The sequence below is a fragment of the Vibrio algarum genome (assembly GCF_028204155.1).
Classification (GTDB): domain Bacteria; phylum Pseudomonadota; class Gammaproteobacteria; order Enterobacterales; family Vibrionaceae; genus Vibrio; species Vibrio algarum.
Genome location: NZ_JAQLOI010000003.1, coordinates 301,420 through 323,807, shown reverse-complemented (window position 1 = coordinate 323,807; position 22,388 = coordinate 301,420). Strand labels below are relative to the sequence as shown.

Sequence of the window (22,388 nt, the reverse complement as noted above, 5' to 3'; positions counted from 1 at the left end):
ATGAAGCAACTAGTATGCTTTAAGTCGGTAGCTGATCTTGATCAGTTACCTTCTTCTTTTTGGCAGCAGTTGCATGCAGCCGGCATTGAGAACTTAATTCCGAATATCAATTTCTCTTTTCTTCGCCAGATTTTTAACATGGATGATCAAGTTGCACTTGAGCTTGCAATGCAAATGCGACAACGGCTCGCTGAAAGTGAATCAGAAGTTTGTGTAGAATCTTATGCAGTGACTATTGGCAAAGAAACTAATCAAGCGCTTATGAATCAGTTGCTTGCTGTCGGGTTCGACCATGTAGTGCGAGTGTTGCCAGACACAGATTCAGAACTAAAGTGGAATAGTGCTTATAAGGCAGACTTGCTTGCAAATTATGCGCAAGAAGCTGATCTGAACTTAATTGTAATGGGCGAAAAAGACAGTGAGAGTAGCGCGGGTGAAACAGGTTATGTGTTGAGCGAAAAACTGGGTTGGCCGTGCCTCAACAATGTTATTGGATACACCGCAGTAGGGTTGAATGAACTACAGGTTTGCTGTGAATCCGCGCTAGAGAAAACAGAGTATTTGGTAACGCTTCCTGTGGTACTTCTTACTAGTGATTCTGCAAGTAGAATCGTTTTAAGATCACCGACATTAGCCGAAAAATCAGCAGCAAAGAGTGAGAAGATCACAGAGATAATCAACGATAATAATCTAGAAGATAAGTCTTTGCCTGTTCGAAAGTTAACGATGTCTGACACCCAACGACAAGCAAAAATATTATCTGGAGATTTAGAAGATCAAGTCGAAAAATTGTGGCAGGAACATTTGAAGCCGAGGTGGCGTTCATGAAAGTACTTATTGTAACAGCAGATGGCTGCGAATTATCCTGTTTACAAACGACAGCTTTTCTATCTATGTTTGACGAAAACACTAAACCTATAGAAACAACTGTTTTTCAGCTTGGTTATTCATCAGAAGCGAGAGTCCAAAGTTGGGTGCCACAACACTTAAACCTTCAATGTATTTATACTCTAGACGCTGATCCGGTCCTTAATGCGTCATCGATAGCTGACAGTGTTAAAGCCCTTACTAATAAAAACGGTTATGATCTTGTTGCCTTTGTTTGTGGGGCTGTTTCAGAGCAGCTAGCTGTGCGTAGTTCTGCTCGTATTGGCGGGAATATAGCATTGCAGATTCAATCCGTTATACCAACTCCTCAAGGTTGGAAAACGGAGCAGAGTGCATACGCAAACCAGATGGTATTGACTAGTGATTTTAGTGCAAAAGCGCTATGTATTACTGTGGTACCAGCGGTTGATAACAAATTAAAAACTTATCTTACCGATAGTGAATTAATTGCATATTCCATGGACAGTAAATGTCACAATCAGGATGACACACAAGGTTCAATTCGTTTACTATCCAAAAAAAGTAATAATAAATCTTCTGCGCTTTTAGAGTCGGATAAAGTAGTTGTGTATGGCAGAGGTGCTGGTGGCGCAGATAAGATAGCCGATCTTGTCTCTCTAGCGAGTGAAATTGGTATGGAGGTCGGAGCTTCAAGAGCAGCAGTAAGCAATGGTTGGTTTACAACAGATCAACAAGTTGGAGTTTCGGGAAACTCTTTGTCTGCTAAGCTTGTCGTGGTTGCAGGGATATCTGGTACCGGAGCTTTTATGCATGGAATCAAGGATACGGGGTATATCGTCGCCATCAACAGCGACCCAAATGCCGCCGTTTTCCGCTGTGCTGATGTTGGAATAATAGGTTCATTGCACGAGGTATTACCATTACTAAAAGCAAAAATCGAATCAGATATATTTACATAGCAAAATACAGTGTAGTGAGATAAACGGCGCTTTGGCAGTGTCGTTAAATTAACAAAAGCTTGATCAAACATGTTTTTTTATAGTTACACACTATTAATATTTATATTATTAAAAATTAATAGCTTAGGAGTTTCATATATATTCTTGTTTTCTATTTTGAGCCTAAATAATTATTTTTACGAAGTGTGTAGTGGAACTGTGAATTTTATTTGTTGTAGCCTTCTCGTACATCACTAGGTTTTTTATTGAGTACTTGTTTGAATTTGGTTGAGAAATAATTGCTATCACAATACCCCACATCGAACGCGATATCTGTAATACTCTTGTCGGTATTTATCAGCAAAGACATGGCGCTTTTTGCTCTGATAAAGTGTAAGTATTGATTGAAATTCATACCGGTGACTCTTTTGATCTCCTTTGAGAGTAACCGAGCCGAGATACAAGCATAGTCTGCTAGTACCTCAATATTGAGTGGTTTTTCGTAGTGTTTATTAATATAAATAATGGAAGAAATAATCTTGTCATCTTTAGAAAGTGTGCTCATGTCGCTAATCTTACCGCGCCATAACTCCACAACAAGTTGTTGAAAAAGCAGCTCAGACATGGCTTCTGATGCCAAATTATTAGCGTGGGATTCATAATTGAGCCTCTCTATAATGTAGTTAACTCTCAATGCCGTGTCGTCTTCGATGAACCAATCAACTGGGCCGTTGGAAGGATCGGGCAAGTAATTTTGTAATTGAATCGTTGAGCTGAATCTATCTCGACGAAAAAGTACATTACTAAGATAAAGGTTATCGACATGTTCAAATAAATGTCGGTCTTGTCGTCCAACAAAACAGACATAGTTTTTGCTTAAGCACATCGGAATATCATTAATAACATGAATTCCATTTCCTTTTGCTACGACAACTATCTCTTCAAAAGAGTGGCAATGCTCGGGGAATACATCTTGAGGTTCCCTTAATTCTGTAGTGATAGCGCTAGACGAATTTAGAAAAATTCATTGGACTTGAGATATATCATTCTGCTCTTCACTCCTTTTGAAAGTACAGTTAGTAAATAACTTATTTATCGATAGAGTTAGTTTAGCAATAGTGACTGCGATTAAATTGGCTATATTGCAAAAACGTGAAACAGATAACTATTGGCTTTGAAAAAACACATTAGATTTCCCGTGTAAATGTTATTTTTCAAAGGTGCAACAATTTCACAACCTCTATGATTGAAAACATCAGATAAAGAGGTTTCCTTAAAATGAAAAAAATAATCGCAGTGGATATCGGAGCATCGAGCGGTCGAGTAATTCTGGGGACATTTAAAAACCAGAAAATAGAACTAGAGGAATTTCACCGATTTGATAATGGACCTGTTTTACGTGAAGGTCAGGCTTGTTGGAATCTGGATTATCTTCTAATGGAGATAAAACATGGTATCGACCTCACCTTACAGTCAGGCCATATTATTGATTGTATTGGTATTGATACATGGGGAGTTGATTATGTCCTTCTGGACAAAGATGGATTTCGTCTTGGTGAAGGAGTCTCCTATCGTGACAAACGAACAGAAGGTTATCTAGATAAACTTATTGAACAACTTTCAAAAGATGTCATCTATAGCCAAACTGGTATTCAATTTTTGAGTTTTAATACTCTATATCAACTTGCGGCCTTAAAAGATAGTGAACCTGAGTGGTTTAACCGAGTAGAACGCCTGCTTTTTATCCCAGATTATCTGAATTATGAATTAACTGGTGTGCAAAACTGTGAATACACTAATGCAACAACATCGCAATTAGTGAATTGTAATACAGGCAATTGGGATAAACAGTTATTTGATGCGATTGGGGTTCCGGAATCCTGGTGTTTACCCCCCAGCATGCCAAACCGATTGATTGGCCATTATGAGTCGAACCTCCAAACTATACCTGTGGCTTCTATCGCTAGCCACGATACCGCATCTGCCATATTAGCCTTACCTGTGTCTGAAGATGATGTGGTCTATATCAGCTCTGGTACATGGTCTTTAATGGGAATAGAAAGCTTAGCGCCTATTAATACACCATTGGCTCAATCAATGAATTTCACCAACGAAGGTGGCGCTGAATCTAGGTTCAGAGTATTGAAAAACATCATGGGTTTATGGTTGATTCAAAACGTACAGAAAGAACTGGCTAAATATAGTTTTTCAGAATTAGTTTCATTGGCAAAACAATCGCAACCATTCAAATGTCTAATCGACCCAGACCACCCAAGCTTTTTAAATCCATCATCAATGATGGATGCAATTTGCACCTTTTGTAGCCAAACCGGTCAACCAGTGCCTGAAACGGCTGGAGAGTTTGCTCGCTGTGTTTTTGAAAGCTTGGCTTTTCAATACCGAAAAGTATGGCTGGAAATTAATCAACTTAAAGAAACACCTGCCAGTCAAATCCATATTATTGGTGGTGGTATTCAAAATAAATTCTTAAATCAACTCTGTGCCGATGCTTGTGGTGTAGAGGTTAAAACAGGTCCTATAGAGGCTTCCGCAATTGGAAATGTCTGTGGACAATTAATCGCATTGAATGAGCTTGACGGTGTGCAACATGCACGTGACGCTGTTTCTCGCTCGTTCCCTATTGAAGTATACCAACCAAAGCAAACCGCTGAATTTTTACAATATTGGGCTGAGTTTGAAAGAGTAAGCAAAACTAATTTATAAGGAAGAAAAATGAGTAAGGCAGACCAAATAAAGTCGAGTTACGACAATGCTAAATCCGTGTTTTCTGAAATGGGGATAGACACAGAAGTTGTTATGCAGCAATTGAACGATATTTCTGTATCTATGCACTGTTGGCAAGGGGACGATGTATCTGGATTTGAAAACCCTGAAGGTGAACTAACTGGTGGTATTCAAACGACGGGTAATTACCCTGGCAAAGCAACAACACCTGAGCAATTAAGAGCGGATATCGATGTTGCTATGAGCATGATCCCTGGTGCGTTGCGTTTGAACCTTCACGCTATCTATTTAGAGAGTGATGAGTATGTTGAACGTGATCAAATTAAGCCAGAGCATTTTGAAAATTGGGTTCAATGGGCGAAAAAGCAAAAAGTTGGCTTAGACTTCAATCCTTCTTGCTTTTCTCATGAAATGAGCGCAGACAACATGACACTCAGTCATCCAAAAGAAGAAGTTAGAGAGTTTTGGATTAGACACTGTATCGCGAGTCGAAAAGTTTCGGAATACTTTGGCAAAGAGTTGGGAACGCCGTCTGTCATGAATATTTGGGTTCCTGATGGTTACAAAGATGTACCCGCTGATCGTTTAGCGCCTCGTAAACGCTTAATGGAGTCTTTGGACAAGATTATTGCAGAGCCTATTTCTAAAAAATATCATAAAGACGCTGTTGAATCTAAGTTGTTTGGCATAGGAACCGAAGCTTATACCGCTGGTTCAAATGAGTTTTACATGGGTTACGCAGCTTCAAGAGATGTCATGCTTTGTCTTGACTCGGGTCATTTCCATCCAACTGAAGTTATTTCAGACAAAATTTCTTCCGCATCACTATATGTAAATGAAATGTTACTGCACGTAAGCCGCCCAATTCGTTGGGACAGTGACCACGTAGTGATGTTAGACGACGAAACACAAGCGATAGCGAACGAGATCATTCGCCACGATTTACTAGACAGAGTTAGCATTGGCTTGGATTTCTTTGACGCTTCCATTAACCGAATTGCAGCGTGGGTTATTGGTACTCGTAACATGAAAAAAGCCTTAATGCGTGCGCTTTTAGAGCCCACAGATCAATTGAGAACTCTTGAAAATGACGGGGATTTTACTAGTAGGTTGGCCTTATTAGAAGAATCTAAATCTCTACCTTGGTCTGCTGTGTGGGATTACTACTGCTTTAAGCAAGACGTTCCTGTAGGCGCAAGTTGGTTGGATCAAGTAAAACAATATGAAGAAGAGGTGTTACTAAAGCGTTAAAATGATAATTATGATACATGATTTACGAAAGTGGATTAATACTGGTAAGAGTTCTAATTAGAAAAGTGAACCAAATCATTCTTAAATGGAGTTTACAACAAATGAAAATAGAAAAAATTCTTAAATCTACCCTACTTATAACGAGTTTATTTGCAGCTGCTTTCGCTCAAGCTGACGAATACCGCATCGGTCTTGTGGTTAAAGCGCAAGGTATTGGTTTCTTTGAAGCAGCGTATGCTGGTGCAACAGAAGCATCAAAAGAAATTAAAGATGATGTCAAAATTATTTATACAGGACCTGTAACACCAACAGCAGAAGGTCAAATTGAAATAGTGAATTCACTAATCTCTCAACGAGTTGATGCGATTGTTATTTCTGCCAATGATACTGATGCTCTAGTGCCAATTTTGAAGAAAGCGCAAAAGCGTGGAATAAAAGTGGTTTCTTTTGACTCTGGAGTAGCAGCTCCTGGTCGAGCTATCCATCTTAATCCATCTAGTAATGAACTAATAGGTCAAATCAATGTAGACCTAGCTTCAGATGCGTTGGTAGCAGCGAAAAGTGACAAAGGTGATATTGCTATCTTAAGCGCAACACCTACAGCAACAAACCAAAATATTTGGATAGCAGAAATGAAGAAAGTTCTGCCACAACACCCTGAACTAAACCTAGTTGCGACAGTATATGGCGATGACTTAGCAGATAAGAGTTATCGCGAAACTCAAGGATTGATCAAAACATATCCTAACCTTAAAGCTATTGTCGCTCCGACATCAGTTGGTATTGTTGCTGCAGCACAAGCGGTTACTGATATGGGTAAAACAGGTGAAATCTTTGTCACTGGTCTAGGGCTACCATCTGAATTAGCTGGACATGTTAAATCAGGAGCAGTTCACAGCTTTGCAATTTGGAACCCGATTGATCTAGGTTATGCAGCAACAACGATTGCTTACAACCTAATCAAAGGTAATGCGACAGACACTGAAGTAGAAATGGGTCGTATGGGCACAGCTAAGTTAGATAAAGATGGCAATGCAGCAATGGCCAAACCGTTTATCTATAACAGTACGAATGTAGAAGAATTTGCAAAAATTTTCTAATGCAGTCTATTTGAATAAATAGGACATAAACTGGTAGCTATGAACCAGTACCAGTTTAGTCTTTTCCATTGAAATAAGGCATCACTATGTCAGAAGTAAACCCTATTTTCTCTTTGCGGGACATTAGCAAGCACTTTCCAGGTGTAAAGGCCTTGGATAAGGTGCAGCTAGACCTCTATCCTGGTCAAGTCACTGCTCTGGTTGGCGAAAACGGTGCAGGTAAATCTACGCTAGTAAAAGTAATGACAGGGATTCATCAACCAACCTCTGGAACATTAATTCTAGATGATAAACCTGTCGAGTTAGTTACGCCTGAAGACGCACGATTACTTGGTATTACAGCTATTCACCAAGAAACCGTATTATTTGATGAGCTCAGTGTTGCGGAGAATATATTCGCTGGGCACTATATGAAACACCCTTCTGGCCGTTTGAATTGGCCGGGCATGGAAAGCGAATCCGCTCGTATCCTAAAAGAAATTGATGCTCCACTTGATCCTAAAAAACTATTAAAAGAATTAAGTATTGGACAAAGGCATATGGTCGCCATAGCCAGAGCACTATCATTTGATGCCAAAGTAGTCATTCTTGATGAACCAACAGCAGCGCTTTCTCATCGTGAAATCGAAGATTTTTATAATATTGTACGCCGACTGAAGGCCAAAGGTTGTGCAATCATGTTCATCAGCCATAAGTTTGATGAAATTTACACGATTGCTGACAGATTTACTGTATTTAGAGATGGATGCTATGTCGGGGATGGAAAAATCCCTGAAGTCGCAGAAGCTGAACTCGTGACAATGATGGTAGGAAGAACCATTGATAATGCTTATCCAAAAGTAGACGCTGAATTTGGCGCAGAAATAATGAAAGTCGAGAATTTCAGCCACCCGACAGAGTTTGACGATATTAATTTTGACCTTAGAGAAGGTGAAATATTAGGGTTTTATGGATTAGTTGGTGCCGGTCGTACTGAACTAATGCAGTCACTGTTTGGTGTGACAAACATAGCGTCTGGTCAAATAAAAATTGATAGGACAAATATTGCTATTAATTCCCCGAGCGATGCAATCAAGGCTGGCATTGTTTACGTTCCAGAAGAGCGCCAAAGCCAGGGAACGGTACTTGAGTTTCCAATATATCAAAACATAGGTTTACCACAGCTTGACAAAATTAACTCAAATGGTCTTTTAGACGACGAAGCTGAGTATGCATTAGCGGATGAATATGCTAAGCGTTTGCGAGTAAAAGCACCCAACTGGCACGAAAAAGTAGAGAACCTCTCAGGCGGAAATCAACAAAAAGTGGTCATTGGAAAATGGCTGGCGACAAAACCCAAAGTCATCATTTTAGATGAACCGACCAAAGGGATAGATATTGGGTCTAAAGCTGCTGTGCATGAGTTTATGTCTGAACTTACTGGTCAAGGGCTTGCGGTTATCATGGTGTCTTCTGAACTACCGGAAGTAATGGGAATGGCTGACCGTATTATTGTTATGCGAGAAGGTTTGATGGTAAATGAATTTGCTCGCGACGATTTTACCGCCGAAAAACTAGTCAGCGCCGCAACCGGTGCGACAGGGGGGCTTTATGAAAAATATGTTAAAAAACCGCGAAGCACAACTTGGTATGGTTATAGTTTTGCTACTTGCACTTATAGGAATGATTACTCCGGACTTTTTAGGATTGTCCAATCTTCTCGGTGTTTACAATGATACGTCCATACTGATTATCTTAGCGTTAGGGCAGATGTTGGTCATTATCACTCGATGTATAGACCTTTCTGTCGCTGCTAATGTTGCTCTTACAGGTATGGTGGTTGCAACAATTAATAATCTATATCCAGAAATCCCAGTCCCTTTCATCATATTAATTGGTGCGGCATTAGGCACCTTACTGGGTATGATTAATGGCTGGCTTGTGTGGAAGATGAATATTCCTGCCATTGTAGTGACATTGGGAACAATGAGTATTTATCGTGGAACGGTGTTCTTAATCAGCAAAGGTGCATGGATCAATGCTCACCAAATGAGTGACACTTTCTTGCAAATTCCACGTTTCGAAATCTTAGGGCTTCCAGTTCTGGGTTGGTGTTCAATAATCGCAGTAGCGGGAATGTATTATTTTACTCGACATCGTCAGATGGGCAGAAGAATTTACGCTGCCGGTAATAGTCCTACTGCTGCCTACTATATTGGTGTAGATGTGGGGAAAAAGCAGTTTTTGGCGTTCACTATTTCTGGCCTTTGTGCGGGTATTGCCAGCTACCTCTGGATTTCCCGATATGCGGTTGCCTACGTGGATATTGCAAATGGATTTGAATTGCAAGTTATTGCAGCATGCGTCATTGGTGGTGTGAGTATTGCTGGAGGCACGGGTACGGTTTTAGGTTGTCTTCTTGGGGCTCTGTTTTTGGGCATCATTAATAACGCATTACCTGTCATTGGTGTTTCACCTTTCTGGCAGATGGCCATCTCAGGCTCGGTAATTATTCTTGCTGTTATAGCGAACTCTCGTTCAGAACGAAAACTAGGACGGATCATTTTGCGCAAAGCCGTACAAAGTGCGTCTTAACCTATTGTCGAGGACTAGAAAAATGGAAAAAATTAATAGTAGAACTATAGAGGATAATATGCCTAAAAGTAGCTCGTTACCTAGTTGGCTGTTCGGTTGGGAATCCTTTTTGTTTGCAACTGCGGTATGTGTTTTTATAATTAATAGTTTTGCATCACCTTATTTTTTAGACCCATGGTCATTATCAGATGCCACATTTAATTTTACCGAAAAAGCAATTATCGCATTACCGCTCGCACTTGTAATAATTGTAAGGGAGATAGATATTTCCGTTGCTTCTATTATTGCATTAAGTTCAACTGCGATGGGTTTTACCGCAGAGGTAACTGACAGTTTGGCGTTAATATGCGTGTCAGGAATGATTGTTGGTACAATATGCGGTGCAATAAATGGATTGTTGGTAACGAAGTTAAATATACCTTCTATTGTCGTGACAATAGGTACGATGAGTTTGTTCCGAGGGGTTACTTATATACTTTTAGGAGATGAGGCGTTAAAAAATTACCCAGAATCATTTTCGTATTTTGGGCAGGGTTATGTATTTTCAGTATTTAGCTTTGAATTTATTACTTTCTTAATGTTAGCAGTAATATTCTATTTTTTATTACAAAAATCAAATTTTGGTCGTCGTACCTACGCGATTGGTAATAATCCTACAGCAGCCTATTATTCTGGTGTTAATGTCGCAAAGCATAAACTTATACTATTCACTTTAGTTGGCTTCTTTTGTGGTGTGGCCGCCATTATGTTGACCTCTCGTTTAGGAAGTACCAGACCAACTATCGCGCTTGGTTGGGAGTTGAGCATTATCACTATGGTTGTACTTGGCGGTGTTAGTATTCTCGGTGGTTCGGGTACCATTGTCGGCGTTGTCATTTCAATTTTCTTAATGGGATTGGTGACCGTTGGTTTAGGTCTAATTAACGTACCTGGCATCGTAATGTCGATTGTTATTGGTCTAATGTTAATTAGCGTAATTGCATTGCCTAAGATATTTAAACGTATAAAAAATAAATAAACTAATAAGTAACTTATATCATAAGGTGTAGATATGGATTCTAATATTATTAGAAAGGCATTTGTTATGTCTATTTACCCTGAATTTCATCATGAATATAAAAAAAGGCATGATGAAATATGGCCAGAGTTAATGGATGTTTTAAAAAACATGGCGCAAGTAGATATTCTATTTTTTAGATGAAGAAACAAGTAATCTATTTGCCTACGTAGAAATTACAGACCAAGAAAGATGGAATGAAATTGCCGAAACTGAAGTGTGTAAGACGTGGTGGTTTTATATGAAAGATATTATGCGGACCAACGAAGATAACTCTCCAATATCAAAAGAGCTAAAAGATGTATTTTTCATGCAGTAGACGTTCGCAGTCGTTAAATCAATAAGATTGAATACCTCAGATAAGGGAAAAATAATGAGAAAGACAGTAAAAATTAATGAACTGGTTCTAAATGAAATTTCGAAAGTTTCTGAAGTTGGTTCTTATTTATGGCAGAGAGAATGGGCTGAGCGTAATGGTGGCAATATTTCAGTTGACGTTACGGATATTTTTGGTGAGTTCAATGAGGACTTAAGCGAGTTTCCTCACTGCTTCTTACAAAGTGTAGGTGAGTTTGTATTCCCTAAAGAGAGCGCCGGTCATATCTTTTTTGTAAAAGGTACTGGAGAAAGAATTAGAGAGTTAAGTCGCCCTGAAGACGCAGGTTGCATTCTACGAATTGATGACGAAGCAAAAGGTTATCATTTATTGTGGGGAGGCCGTGGGCAAGATGATTACTCACCGACGAGTGAATTTATTTCTCATGTTGAAATCATTATGGCTAAGCAAAAAGCCGGGTTTAAAGATCGTTGTGTTGTACATACGCATCCATTAGAACTAATCATGTTATCCCACCATCCAGATTATGCACACAGTGACGAGGCATTTACGTCGGTTTGCTGGCAAATGCTTCCTGAAGTACGAGCATTTGTGCCAAGAGGTATTGGCGTTGTTCCTTACTGTATGCCTGGTAGTCAACAAATGGCGGTAACGACAACAGAAAAACTGATGGTCAACGATGTCGCTATCTGGGAAAAACACGGGGCGGTCGCGACAGGAGTTGATGCATTAGAAGCCTTCGACTTTGTCGATGTTGCCAATAAAGGCGCGAAGCTTTTCCTTGGCTGCTTAGCGAGTGGTTTTACGCCAGAAGGTGTAAGTGACGCGGATATGCAGGATCTAAAAGAAACCTTTAATTTATAGGAATAGAACGATGGCTTTTGCTTTAAATTTACCAAAACTCAGCTTTGTTGGTGCAGGCGCAGTTGCTGACGCGATTGAAGTGCTGAATCAACAATCCTTAAATAAAATATTGCTTGTAACCGACGGTAACCTAGTAAAGTTAGGAATATTGGATACTGTTTTTGAGCAACTTAAGCTACATGGTATCGACTATGTATTGTTTGATAAAGTCACACCGAATCCTACGGCTACTCTAGTTCGTGAAGGTTATCAGGCCTATCTCGACAATGCTTGTGATGGATTTGTTGCGGTTGGTGGCGGTAGTCCTATGGATTGTTGCAAAGCGATTCGCGTGGTAGCGGCAAACCCAAATAAAGATATTTGTGAGTTCAATGGTGTTGGTCACGTTACTAACCCGGGACAGTTCTTTGTTGCCATCAACACAACAGCTGGTACAGCCGCTGAAATGACATCAAATTCTGTGATTACTGATGAAGAAAACCAAGTTAAAATGGTCATCATAGACTCGAAGCAGATCCCTGATGTTACCGTTAATGATGCCAATTTAATGGTTGGCTTACCAGCGAGTGTTACTGCTGCAACAGGTATGGATGCACTAACTCACGCAATAGAAGCTTACGTGACTCCAGGAGCTCACACTCTAACCGACCCAACGGCTCTCGAAGCAATTAAACTGATCACTAAGTGGTTGCCTATTGCAGTGGCTGATGGAAAAAATGTAGAAGCTCGCGACAAGCTAGCTTGTGCGCAATTCTTAGCTGGTATGGCATTCAATAGTGCGGGACTTGGTCTGGTCCACGCGATGGCTCACCAACCGGGAGCGACTCACAATCTTCCACACGGGGTTTGTAATGCGATCCTTTTACCTTATGTATGCGAGTATAATGCTCAATATGTACCGGAAAGGTTCGCTTCAGTCGCAGAAGCTATGCTAGATGCTAAGTTAGATGTCGACGCAAAAGAGGGTGCTCAGCGCGCAATAGATCTAATTAAATCGCTTTCTGCGAAAGTATCTATCCCAAGCGGCTTTGCTGAACTAGGAATCAAAAAAGAAGATATTGGGGGCTGGATAGATAAAGCGATGGCCGATCCATGTCTGCCAGGCAACCCTCATTTACCGAGCCCAGAAGAAGTGAGTGCCATCTATACCTCTGCATTGTAATAGAAAGGTTAACCAATAGATGTGGAGTCGTTGATAGATTAACGATTCCACATTTGTATGATGACCAAACTGAGTTGATGATTTTTATTTTTTAATTTATTCAAAACGGTTAGATTTATTATTTTATAGAATGACCTTCCTATTTAAACCTTCCTTTCTTTTTTCGTTATAGTCTATTGTTTTAGTAATGGTGTTTTTTAATGCTATTTTAAATATAAAGTCTAATATCTAAAGTATATATTTTGGTGATGATAACTGACGTTGCTATTTTTGTATTTTTTGTTGGTTTTAATTTGTGCTTCGTCCTTTCGATTGGTGGTCAATAATCATAATTTAAATGTCTTAGCCAAATAATTAATGTCGCATTAAATTTTTGATATAAATCACGAAATAGTATGTAAATGGATGATTTTTTATTTACATGACCGTTATTGTTAATATTATCTTCAATCGGGCATTGTTTATACTTTTTATATATTATTAAAAATAGTGTAGCTATTTAAGTTTATGTTTTTTAGTTGTTTTTTATTTTTGTGTGTAAATTTTGTTAGGGTCTATATTACTGGTTTAATTATCATTGACATATAAATCCATGGCCACCTTCGTCTCTTTGTTGTGCTTTTGTTTCTTGTTTGTTATATTTTTGTAGCCCCTTTGATCGCTTGGTTTTTCGGAGGGTTTTATTGGTTTGGAATGTATTTTATGGAGAAGAAGCAATATGGAAAAAAATATAAAAAAATACGATAATTTCATTGGTGGTGTATTTGCTGAGTGTAAAGAAAGAATCAAGGTTTATAACCCAGCAACAGAAGAATTAATATCTACTATCCCATCTTCCGGTGAAGAAGATATTAGTCGTGCGCTTGAATCTGCTACTCACGCAAAACAAAACTGGGCTGGTCTTCCAGCGATTGAAAGAGCAAAACATCTTCGTGTTATTGCTAACAAAATTAGAGAAAAAGTTCTTTTCTGGCTCGTGTCATTAGTGAGGAACAGGGTAAAACATTAGGGCTTGCTGAGGTGGAAGTCAGTTTTACTGCTGACTATATCGATTATATGTCTGAGTGGACAAGAAGAATTGAAGGCGAGATAATTACAAGTGACAGGCAGGATGAAAACATATTCTTGTTTAGAAAACCCATTGGCGTTGTTGCTGGTATTCTTCCTTGGAATTTCCCATTTTTCCTCATTGCAAGAAAAATGGCTCCTGCGTTAGTGACTGGCAACACGATAGTAATCAAACCAAGTGAAGAGACACCTAATAATTGTTTTGAGTTTGCAAAATTAGTGGCTGAAACAGATCTACCTGATGGGGTATTTAACGTTGTTTCCGGAAAAGGTAACGTTGGAGCTGCATTAACTTCAAGCCCTAAAGTGGATATGATTAGTTTTACTGGTAGTGTGAAAACTGGTGAAAACATAATGGCTTCGGCTGCTCCTAATATTACTAAGTTGAACTTAGAACTTGGTGGTAAGGCACCTGCTATTGTTCTTGATGATGCTGATATTGAATTGGCGGTTAAAGCTATTCGCGACTCTAGGATTATTAATTCTGGTCAAGTATGTAACTGTGCTGAACGTGTTTATGTACAACGTGGTGTAGCAGAAGAATTTATTGCTCGTATTACAGCAGAAATGAAAGAGACGCGATTTGGAGACCCGTTAAAAGACGACTCGATTGAAATGGGTCCACTTGTTAATAGGCAAGGATTAGAGAAGGTGAGAGATTCGGTTGAAACGGCTTTGGCACAAGGAGCGAAACTGGAATGTGGTGGTGGGATTGCTGATACTCCTACAGGCCATTACTTTTTGCCAACAGTATTGAGTGGGTGTGATATGTCGATGGATATCATGAAACAAGAAACGTTTGGTCCGGTATTACCAATTCAAATTGTAGATACGTTAGACGAAGCTATCGCATTTTCAAATGATTGCGAATATGGTCTAACTTCTTCTATTTATACTAAAGATCTATCAAAAGCGATTCGGGCAGTGAAAAGGCTCGAGTTTGGAGAAACCTATATTAACCGAGAAAATTTTGAAGCAATGCAAGGATTTCATGCAGGAGTTAGGAAGTCGGGTATAGGTGGTGCAGATGGGAAACATGGCTTATATGAATACTTGAGCACTCAAGTCGTCTACATGCAATCTTAGCCAGATATAAAGTGATTGTAGTCTTGTTCATGATAAGTATACCTGCACTTGATCTAAAACGTATCATGAACAAGACTAAGGGAACCCTTAAGAAATATCGATGTTTGAGCGCTCACCTATTTATTTGCTATATGCAGTGCTCGGCTCATTATTTATAGATAGTGAGCAAGTCCTATTTCGATTCAGATAGGCGCCTTTTTTCAGTAAAAGGTATGCCTATTTGGCGGTAAGCAGGTAATATCTTGTTCCTTTTTGCAAAGAACTAAGATCTTCTATGCCAACCGAACATTCTCAAAAAATCGCCAGCCTTGAATTAGGTCGCATTATCTCCATGTTTGCAATTGTGCTACTCCATAATCATATTCTGATCAGTGCACCACTTTTTGATGGCACACCATGGGTAGGTTATATCGTCAATCAGCTTGCTAGATTCTCTGTCCCTTTTTTCTTTCTATTATCTGGGTATTTGATCCAACCAAAGCTTTCTAGTGATCCCTTTCATACTCTTATTTCCTATAGCTTACCACTGATTAAAATATGGGTTGTATGGAGTGTTATTTGTCTTCTGATGCCATTTAATTGGGAAATGTGGACAACACAAGGATACATGGCTGAACGGAGTGCATATTGGGGGTGGTTGATGCAAAACCCTCTAAATACCTTTATGGAGGGTGGCCTTGTTCATTTGTGGTTTATTCCAGGGCTTGTTTGTGCGGTGGCTATCATTGCATTGGGTGTTAAGTTGCAAATAACGGTGTTACTACCAGTCGTCGCTATTGCTCTGTATCTATATGGAGTGGCAGCGGGTAGTTACGATAGTATCACTGGTATTGTTGCACCGTTCTTTACACGAAATGGTCCTTTTTTTAGTACACTTCTGGTTTTGCTTGGCTATGAAATAAGACGTAAAAATTACACTCTTTCGATTCAGGTAGCGTCTCTCTTAGCTGTCATCGGTATGTGTATTCATTTCTTTGAAGCATATTGGCTCACAGGATTCGACAAAGCTTTCAACATTCATGACTTCCTACTTGGTACACCATTTTGGGGCCTAGGTTTATTTTTCATTTTGTTAAACAATCCATTATGGGGGAACCACCCATACGTATTTAAGTTAAGCAGCATGGTGCTTGGAGTTTACATTGTGCATCTTCCTGTTGTTATTGCGATGCAAAATATTACGGGTATGTTGGGTTTAGAAACCTATATACGGGATATAGTTTTAGTGGCCGGAACGACGATTGTTACCCTGTTATTTGTATGGTTGGTTTCTCGTACTATATTGAGGAAAGTATTCTTTCGTTAGATATAAACGGCAGGAATTGGCACGTCGCTTGTCCGTTGTGCTAGATTAACCAATGGGTTAGGGTATTTCATATGATATATAGATAAGTAAGTTTAAATACTTGGCCTTATTGGAAATAATGGACAGATAGAATCAGAATTGATTAATAAAATTTAACAAGGAAGTGAAATAGATGCTTGTGCTCCAACGAATCCGTATTGTCATGTTTTTAGTCGTTGTCCTTGCGGGTTGTGGCTCTCTTCCCGATGAGATTGAACACCCGGCGGAGTCGCTTTCTCAACAGCCAACCAGCACATTATCAGAATTGAGAGACGCCTATAGGCGCGAACAGCTAGGGCAAGAAACAAGTGCGGTTTTATTGCAAGACTCTGGTTGGGACGCTTTGGCTCAGCGGTTGGCATTGATTGAAACAGCAGAGCACAGCATTGATATTCAATATTATATATGGAATTCGGATGCTTCTGGACACTATTTAGCAAAACGATTGATTGAGGCCGCAGATCGCGGTGTTCAAATCCGTGTCATGCTTGATGACATCAATCTTAATGAACGAGAGGGCCTACTGGTCGCGCTTGATGCTCATCCTCAAATAGAGATCCGCGTATTCAACCCGATTCCCAGCCGCCGTGGGGTCGCAAAGTGGCTAAACTTATTGGGTGATTTGCCTCGTTTAAATCGTCGTATGCACAATAAATCATTTACCGTTGACGGGGTTCTATCTATTGTTGGCGGGCGTAATATCGGCGATGAATATTTTGACCTTTCTGATGAAATAAATTTTCGTGACCGAGACGCATTGGTAATGGGGTCTGTGGTTACGGATATACAAGCCAGCTTTAGAGAATACTGGGACAGTCGCTGGTCGTACCCAGTCGATTTATTAGGTGATGACTCTTCTATAGAGCAACCTGTGTTATATGATATTTCAGCTCCTCATTATTCAAGTTATCCCGCCTTACCAGAAGGCAACAAGGTTGCACAGCAGTTTATCCAAAAATTAATGGCTAAGATGATCTGGGTTCGAGCAATTTTTGTTTCTGACAAACCAGTACCCGTCGATGAAAATGACAGCGATCAGCCTAAGGCTACCGCTAGATTATTAGCTAAATTAGCGAGTCAATCTGAACAAGAGTTTTTATTGGAATCGGCTTATTTAATATTTGATGATCGTCAATTAAAAGCGTTACAAAAATTGACTGACAATGGCGTTCAGATAAAAGCACTGACCAATTCAATGGCCTCTAACGACCTGATCACAAACCATTCTGGTTACGCTGGACGACGAGCGGATATGCTAGAACATGGAATAGAATTATTTGAGTTAAAACCAGAAGCGAAATTGTGTGAAGAGTCTACAAAGGATATTTCAAAATGTGCTCCTACAACAGCCTATGGCCTTCATGCAAAATCTTCTGTTTTTGACAGACGCATTGCTGTCATCGGTTCTTTTAACTTCAACTTGCGCTCAACCTACTTCAATACGGAATCTGTTTTGATAATCAACAATCAAAATGTTGCCGAAAGCTTAGCCGCTGATATAGATAATGCAATGGATGAAGATAATAGCTGGCGTTTAGATTTACACGAAGGCGAAGTTCGCTGGTATTCTGGTACCGAAAGCTGGGAAACTGAACCAGAAACTGGCCAATGGGAAAGAACTAAATCCCATTTATTACAGTTATTACCAATAGAGAAGTACCTATAAAGTAACGTGTTTTTAGCGTAACTAAGGTGGAAGTTAGTTATTAATGAGGTGCTATTTTTCGTTGAGCTACTTTCTGTTCTAATCACCAATGTATAAGGTTGACGATGCAAATTTCTGATGTTCTATATGGGTTCTATTTCGATAAAGACGGCTTACACCAGCAGATCGAACATAGTTCTGAACTGGAGGTGACTAAACCACATTGGCTGCATTTTGACTACACGTCACTCTCAACAGTTGAATGGCTAAAGCAGCATAGTGGGCTCAACTCGACAGTGATCAATGCACTGTTAGATGAAGAGACACGCCCTAGGGCAACCGCTCTTGGTGATGGAATATTGATATCGTTAAGAGGGGTTAATTTAGCCGCAGGTAGCAACCCAGAAGACATGGTGTCTATCCGTTTGTGGGTAACAAAAAACAACGTGATCAGCACCAGACGTCGAAAGTTACTTTCAACACAGGACATCGCCAATGATTTTAACTTAGGCAACGGTCCAAGCTCCGCGCCAAAGTTTGTAATAGATCTAACAGAAAAACTCATTTCAAGAATGAGTGACACAATCAATGAGATAGAAGAAAAAGTCGCTGACATTGAAGAGAACATAATCACTTCTACCAATTATAGTTTGCGCAATGAACTTTCTATTTTACGTCGTCAAATCATATCTTTGAGGCGCTATTTATCGCCACAAAAAGACGCCATGTTGCAATTGTTAAGTGAAAAAATCACGTTGTTTTCAACGGAAGAAAAAATTCAATTGCGTGAAACGTTAGATCATCTTGTTCGTTACATAGAAGATTTAGATTCAATAAAAGATCGTGCCGCGGTAAGCCAAGAAGAACTCAGTAACCGCCTCGCCGAGCAGATGAACAATCGTATGTATGTTCTTTCAATTGTGGCTGCCATTTTTTTGCCTTTGGGGTTTCTTACTGGGTTGTTGGGTATTAATGTTGGCGGTATTCCGGGGGCAGAAAACAATAATTCTTTTGTTATTTTTACTCTGTTACTTGTTGGGGTTGTCGCTATCCAAATTTGGATTTTTAAGAAGAAAAAATGGTTCTAATGGCCTTAAATGAGATGATTTTACTGTAATTATTAGTTTTCAATGTGTCAGAAGTACAATGCTTAAATAGGTAAGATTAAACATATCGTGTTATGCTAATGTGTATAAGTGTATGTTGATAAGGACATAATTATAATGGAACAGACAGATGAAATTTCTCGTTTTTTAGACTTTCTAGTTGATGCCATATTAATTGTTGATGAGCATTCCAATATCGTTTTTGTGAACAATTCTTGCGTTAAGCTTTTTGGTTATGAAAAAGAAAAATTGTTAAGCCTCAAGCTCATTGATTTAATGAAGCCGAATGCAGTGAAACAACACGATGTTAAAGTAAATAATTTTATACTCAATAAATCTCAAGCTAGAGCAATGATGTCGAGAAGCATCATGCCTTGTATGCATTCAAGTGGCGAAGGTTTTCATGCAAGAATATCTATCGCCAATATTGAATTCAATGGTGCACCATGCGGTATCGCAACAATACAAGATTACTCCACAGTGCAAGAATTAATCGATGACCTAAGAAATGAAGCGACGACCGACCCGTTAACGAATCTGTTTAATAAACGTCATTTAGAAACCATATTAGAAAAGCAGTCTCTTACCATACTTGATTCTGGTTGCTTAGGAATTGCCTATTTAGATTTGAATGGCTTTAAAGCTATAAATGACACGTTCGGACATGATGTTGGTGATCAGTTACTAATAGAGGTAGCGAACCGTTTGACACAGCAGCTTCGTAGTAGTGATATTTGTTTTCGTCTTGGTGGGGATGAATTTTTGGTGTTGTTTACTATTAACGACCACCAGGGATATGAAATGGAAGCACAGGGGCTTGCTCATAAGCTCCATGATCTCATTACAATGCCTGTTAATGTAGAAAAACTGGCACGTGAGATAACTGTCGGTGTCAGCATCGGTATTGGCATTTTGCCTCATGATGGTAAAGAACTAGAGTTGGTTATAGAGCTAGCCGATAAGGCGATGTATCAGTCGAAATTAGATAAAGTTCCTTATGTTCGAGTGTCTGAATGTGATTCTCTTTAAATATTCTGCAGCCAGGTAACGAGGCTTAAGACGTAAATAACGCTGAATTTTTGAAAGGGAGAGTAGTGACATCAACGGCTACTCACCCAAGTCGCTTCTATAGTGTTTTGTATTTTAACCATACTTTTTCAAGGCAAGAGTGAGCCAGTTTAGGATTCTTTATTGCTTGTACAAAGTGCTCTTCTTCTAAATTTTCGGGAATTATCTCTCCAAGCTCTAGGGCATACATGGTTTCTCCCCAATATGTTAAGAGCTCTTCTTCTGCGTAAGTAAATTCGCCAGATTCTGCAAATCCATCAGGAAACCTATCTTCATCTTCGAAGTGGTCCTGTCCCATACGTAGCTTAATATGTTGCATAGTCCTAGTTTGAGTTGGTTAGTATTCATATAACTAATATCAGTATTTTTACCAATAATCTAGAAAAAAATTTGATTCGAAATGATAGATTTATTTTGTTGACTAAATATATATCATCGATAAAAAGTATTTGTCTTTTTAATAAAAATTTTGATTTGAATTTTATATTGGCGCATTTCAGTTTAAGGAATAGTATCAATATTTATAACATTGCCATTCTCATATTATGAGAATTTTATCTGCGTACTATTAAATTAATTGTCACTGGAAGATATGAGTAATACGAATGACAAGGTTTTCATCATTCTTTCTCAGGTCGCGACTTATGGAAAACCTGTAAGTGTAAAGCGCTTGAGTAAAGACTTAAATATGCCTCTTAGCAGTTTGTATCGCTACATAACGCTATTAAAAGATTGGCTGTTACTTGAAGAGAACCTGAGTACAAGAGAAATATACATTGGTTCAATGTCACTTACTTTAGCTAGCAACCACGAGAGAGCAAAGTTAGAAAATAGTGAGTATCAAAAAGCTTTGGAACGGTTAAGCAATGTTACTGGCGAAACGTGCATGTTTATGGTGCCTGCTGGTTATCATGCTTTATGTACTCTATGTAGAGAGAGTTCAGAAGCATTGAGGTGTTCCTTTGAAGTAGGGCAAACACAGCCATTGATAAAAGGGGCTAGCTCGAAAGTGTTGTTAGCTAACTTACCAAAAGAACGGCAAAAAAAAGTAGCCAAATACTACGGGCTAAATTTCCACGACCTTCAGTGGCAACAAAGCTTAAGTAAAACCAGAAGAGATGGCTTTTCAATTAGTACGTCGGATTACTACGCCGGTGTTGTCGGCGTGAGTGTGCCGATCATCCGTAAAAAACACCTATGTGGTGCGATTACTATTATGGCACCGAGTGAACGAGCAAAAAAAGGTTTTGAACGAGTCATTCAAGATCTAATGAATGAAGCATCAATATTATGTGGGAGCAGATGATGTTTAAAAATATTGTAGAGCGTTTTATCAAAAAAAGGGCGAGTCTCCGCAATAAAGAAATAATCCTTGTTGGCACTTGCCTTAAGTCAACAGAAGACGATTATCTATTTTTCGAAGAAGCAGAACAAGCGATAGAATATGCATATTATTGGTATAGTAAAACGGATTTAACGCATACGCTGCCAATGAAGAATGGTGGTTATTTTCCGATTTTGCAATCTAATATAGTCGACGTAATGGAGTTTTCTCGATATATACAGTCGCTATTTGAAAAATCCGCGTTGCCCGTTGTGTTCTCAAACAATTGCGAAAGTTTTACTGAATGTATTGCAGATTATGACCGTTGTGACGTCGGGGTGATAAATATCAATCATCGAATAGACTTAGTCAACAGCATGAGTTTTATCCCAATGCAGGGCTTTGTGTCTATTTTAACTCAGAAACCAAACACGAGCATGATAAGTGTAGGGGTCTTTGAAGATATTATGACCGCAACAGAATTAAATTTAGCAAAAAGTTTAGGCGTTAAATGGATGAACAGTGCTTCGTTTTATTCAACCTCTGCACTTAATCTATTCAATGAACTAGAAGAATTCCTGTTTAAACATGAAGTGATTGCTTTAAACATCGATTTGAAAACGATTGTACGAGGTATGACGATTAAACCGCCATTTGCGATGGATTTAGAGTTATTGTTATCCGCAATTAAGCTTTGTATGCATTCAAAAAAAGTAATCTTTGTGCACTTGACGGGGGAAAATGAAGCGCTGATTTTTTCCAAAGAAGTGAAAGCAGTGTTAGATGTAATTAGAACAAAAGTTGAAAACTCTCTATACGCCGCTTAATAAATAATAGTGTTAATTAATAGCAATAATAACCATAGAAAT

General features: G+C 39.1%; 22 protein-coding genes. 20 read left to right on the top strand and 2 right to left on the bottom strand.

The genetic code is table 11. From position 1 onward, the window contains the following. Positions 1–828, top strand: a complete 828-nt coding sequence (locus tag PGX00_RS16830; RefSeq protein WP_272138714.1) for an adenine nucleotide alpha hydrolase family protein — start codon at positions 1–3, stop codon at positions 826–828. Then, positions 825–1,808, top strand: a complete 984-nt coding sequence (locus PGX00_RS16825) for an electron transfer flavoprotein subunit alpha/FixB family protein (RefSeq protein WP_272138712.1) — start codon at positions 825–827, stop codon at positions 1,806–1,808. Before PGX00_RS16830 ends, PGX00_RS16825 begins: the two co-directional genes overlap by 4 nt. A gap of 205 nt (positions 1,809–2,013) precedes the next feature. Here PGX00_RS16825 and PGX00_RS16820 read toward each other — a convergent pair whose 3' ends face one another. Continuing rightward, a complete protein-coding gene (locus tag PGX00_RS16820; RefSeq protein WP_272140887.1) occupies positions 2,014–2,724 on the bottom strand; it encodes a helix-turn-helix domain-containing protein in 711 nt (236 codons plus the stop codon). A gap of 341 nt (positions 2,725–3,065) precedes the next feature. On the opposite strand from PGX00_RS16820, the gene rhaB reads away from it, so the two are divergent. From rhaB to PGX00_RS16740, 16 genes are all read left to right on the top strand, one after another. Beyond that, entirely contained in the window at positions 3,066–4,511 is a 1,446-nt protein-coding gene (rhaB, locus tag PGX00_RS16815; protein ID WP_272138710.1) for a rhamnulokinase, read from the top strand. A gap of 9 nt (positions 4,512–4,520) precedes the next feature. After that, positions 4,521–5,783, top strand: coding sequence for an L-rhamnose isomerase (gene rhaA / locus PGX00_RS16810; RefSeq protein WP_272138708.1), 1,263 nt, complete (start codon positions 4,521–4,523; stop codon positions 5,781–5,783). A 101-nt stretch (positions 5,784–5,884) separates the two neighbouring features. Continuing rightward, positions 5,885–6,883, top strand: a complete 999-nt coding sequence (rhaS, locus tag PGX00_RS16805) for a rhamnose ABC transporter substrate-binding protein (RefSeq protein WP_272138706.1) — start codon at positions 5,885–5,887, stop codon at positions 6,881–6,883. An 86-nt stretch (positions 6,884–6,969) separates the two neighbouring features. Beyond that, the gene (locus PGX00_RS16800) at positions 6,970–8,598 is read left to right on the top strand and encodes a sugar ABC transporter ATP-binding protein (protein ID WP_272138703.1); all 1,629 of its coding nucleotides are present in this window, start codon (positions 6,970–6,972) and stop codon (positions 8,596–8,598) included. Then, on the top strand, positions 8,483–9,457 hold the full coding sequence (locus PGX00_RS16795) for an ABC transporter permease (protein WP_272140885.1): 975 nt from the start codon (positions 8,483–8,485) through the stop codon (positions 9,455–9,457). The genes PGX00_RS16800 and PGX00_RS16795 overlap by 116 nt, the downstream gene beginning before the upstream one ends. A 22-nt stretch (positions 9,458–9,479) precedes the next feature. Beyond that, a complete protein-coding gene (locus PGX00_RS16790) occupies positions 9,480–10,475 on the top strand; it encodes an ABC transporter permease (protein ID WP_272138701.1) in 996 nt (331 codons plus the stop codon). A gap of 33 nt (positions 10,476–10,508) precedes the next feature. Continuing rightward, positions 10,509–10,658 (top strand): L-rhamnose mutarotase, encoded by a 150-nt coding sequence (locus PGX00_RS16785; RefSeq protein ID WP_272138699.1) that lies wholly within the window; start codon positions 10,509–10,511, stop codon positions 10,656–10,658. Next, on the top strand, positions 10,639–10,833 hold the full coding sequence (locus tag PGX00_RS16780; protein ID WP_322107896.1) for an L-rhamnose mutarotase: 195 nt from the start codon (positions 10,639–10,641) through the stop codon (positions 10,831–10,833). The genes PGX00_RS16785 and PGX00_RS16780 overlap by 20 nt, the downstream gene beginning before the upstream one ends. A gap of 54 nt (positions 10,834–10,887) precedes the next feature. Further along, positions 10,888–11,715 (top strand): rhamnulose-1-phosphate aldolase, encoded by an 828-nt coding sequence (gene rhaD / locus PGX00_RS16775; protein ID WP_272138697.1) that lies wholly within the window; start codon positions 10,888–10,890, stop codon positions 11,713–11,715. A gap of 10 nt (positions 11,716–11,725) precedes the next feature. Beyond that, on the top strand, positions 11,726–12,877 hold the full coding sequence (gene fucO, locus PGX00_RS16770; protein WP_272138695.1) for a lactaldehyde reductase: 1,152 nt from the start codon (positions 11,726–11,728) through the stop codon (positions 12,875–12,877). A gap of 718 nt (positions 12,878–13,595) precedes the next feature. After that, positions 13,596–13,886 (top strand): aldehyde dehydrogenase family protein, encoded by a 291-nt coding sequence (locus tag PGX00_RS16765; protein ID WP_272138694.1) that lies wholly within the window; start codon positions 13,596–13,598, stop codon positions 13,884–13,886. Further along, a complete protein-coding gene (aldA, locus tag PGX00_RS16760) occupies positions 13,847–15,031 on the top strand; it encodes an aldehyde dehydrogenase (RefSeq protein ID WP_322107895.1) in 1,185 nt (394 codons plus the stop codon). Before PGX00_RS16765 ends, aldA begins: the two co-directional genes overlap by 40 nt. Positions 15,032–15,305: 274 nt before the next feature. Further along, complete coding sequence (locus PGX00_RS16755) at positions 15,306–16,337, top strand: acyltransferase (RefSeq protein ID WP_272138690.1); 1,032 nt, start codon at positions 15,306–15,308, stop codon at positions 16,335–16,337. 172 nt (positions 16,338–16,509) lie between these two features. Next, positions 16,510–18,042 carry a phospholipase D family protein gene (locus PGX00_RS16750; protein WP_272138688.1) on the top strand — a complete coding sequence of 511 codons (1,533 nt, stop codon included), beginning with the start codon at positions 16,510–16,512 and terminating at the stop codon, positions 18,040–18,042. 104 nt (positions 18,043–18,146) lie between these two features. Then, a complete protein-coding gene (zntB, locus tag PGX00_RS16745) occupies positions 18,147–19,109 on the top strand; it encodes a zinc transporter ZntB (protein ID WP_272138687.1) in 963 nt (320 codons plus the stop codon). A 135-nt stretch (positions 19,110–19,244) separates the two neighbouring features. Then, on the top strand, positions 19,245–20,156 hold the full coding sequence (locus tag PGX00_RS16740) for a sensor domain-containing diguanylate cyclase (RefSeq protein ID WP_272138685.1): 912 nt from the start codon (positions 19,245–19,247) through the stop codon (positions 20,154–20,156). Positions 20,157–20,253: 97 nt separating this feature from the next. Here the strand turns inward: PGX00_RS16740 and maoP are convergent, their stop codons facing one another. After that, positions 20,254–20,514, bottom strand: a complete 261-nt coding sequence (gene maoP, locus PGX00_RS16735) for a DUF413 domain-containing protein (RefSeq protein ID WP_272138683.1) — start codon at positions 20,512–20,514, stop codon at positions 20,254–20,256. Between the two features lie 273 nt (positions 20,515–20,787). On the opposite strand from maoP, the gene PGX00_RS16730 reads away from it, so the two are divergent. Together PGX00_RS16730 and PGX00_RS16725 are read left to right on the top strand one after the other, a co-directional pair. Further along, the gene (locus PGX00_RS16730; RefSeq protein ID WP_272138681.1) at positions 20,788–21,501 is read left to right on the top strand and encodes an IclR family transcriptional regulator; all 714 of its coding nucleotides are present in this window, start codon (positions 20,788–20,790) and stop codon (positions 21,499–21,501) included. Next, the gene (locus PGX00_RS16725) at positions 21,501–22,346 is read left to right on the top strand and encodes a hypothetical protein (protein ID WP_272138679.1); all 846 of its coding nucleotides are present in this window, start codon (positions 21,501–21,503) and stop codon (positions 22,344–22,346) included. Before PGX00_RS16730 ends, PGX00_RS16725 begins: the two co-directional genes overlap by 1 nt. The last annotated feature ends 42 nt before the right edge of the window (positions 22,347–22,388 follow it).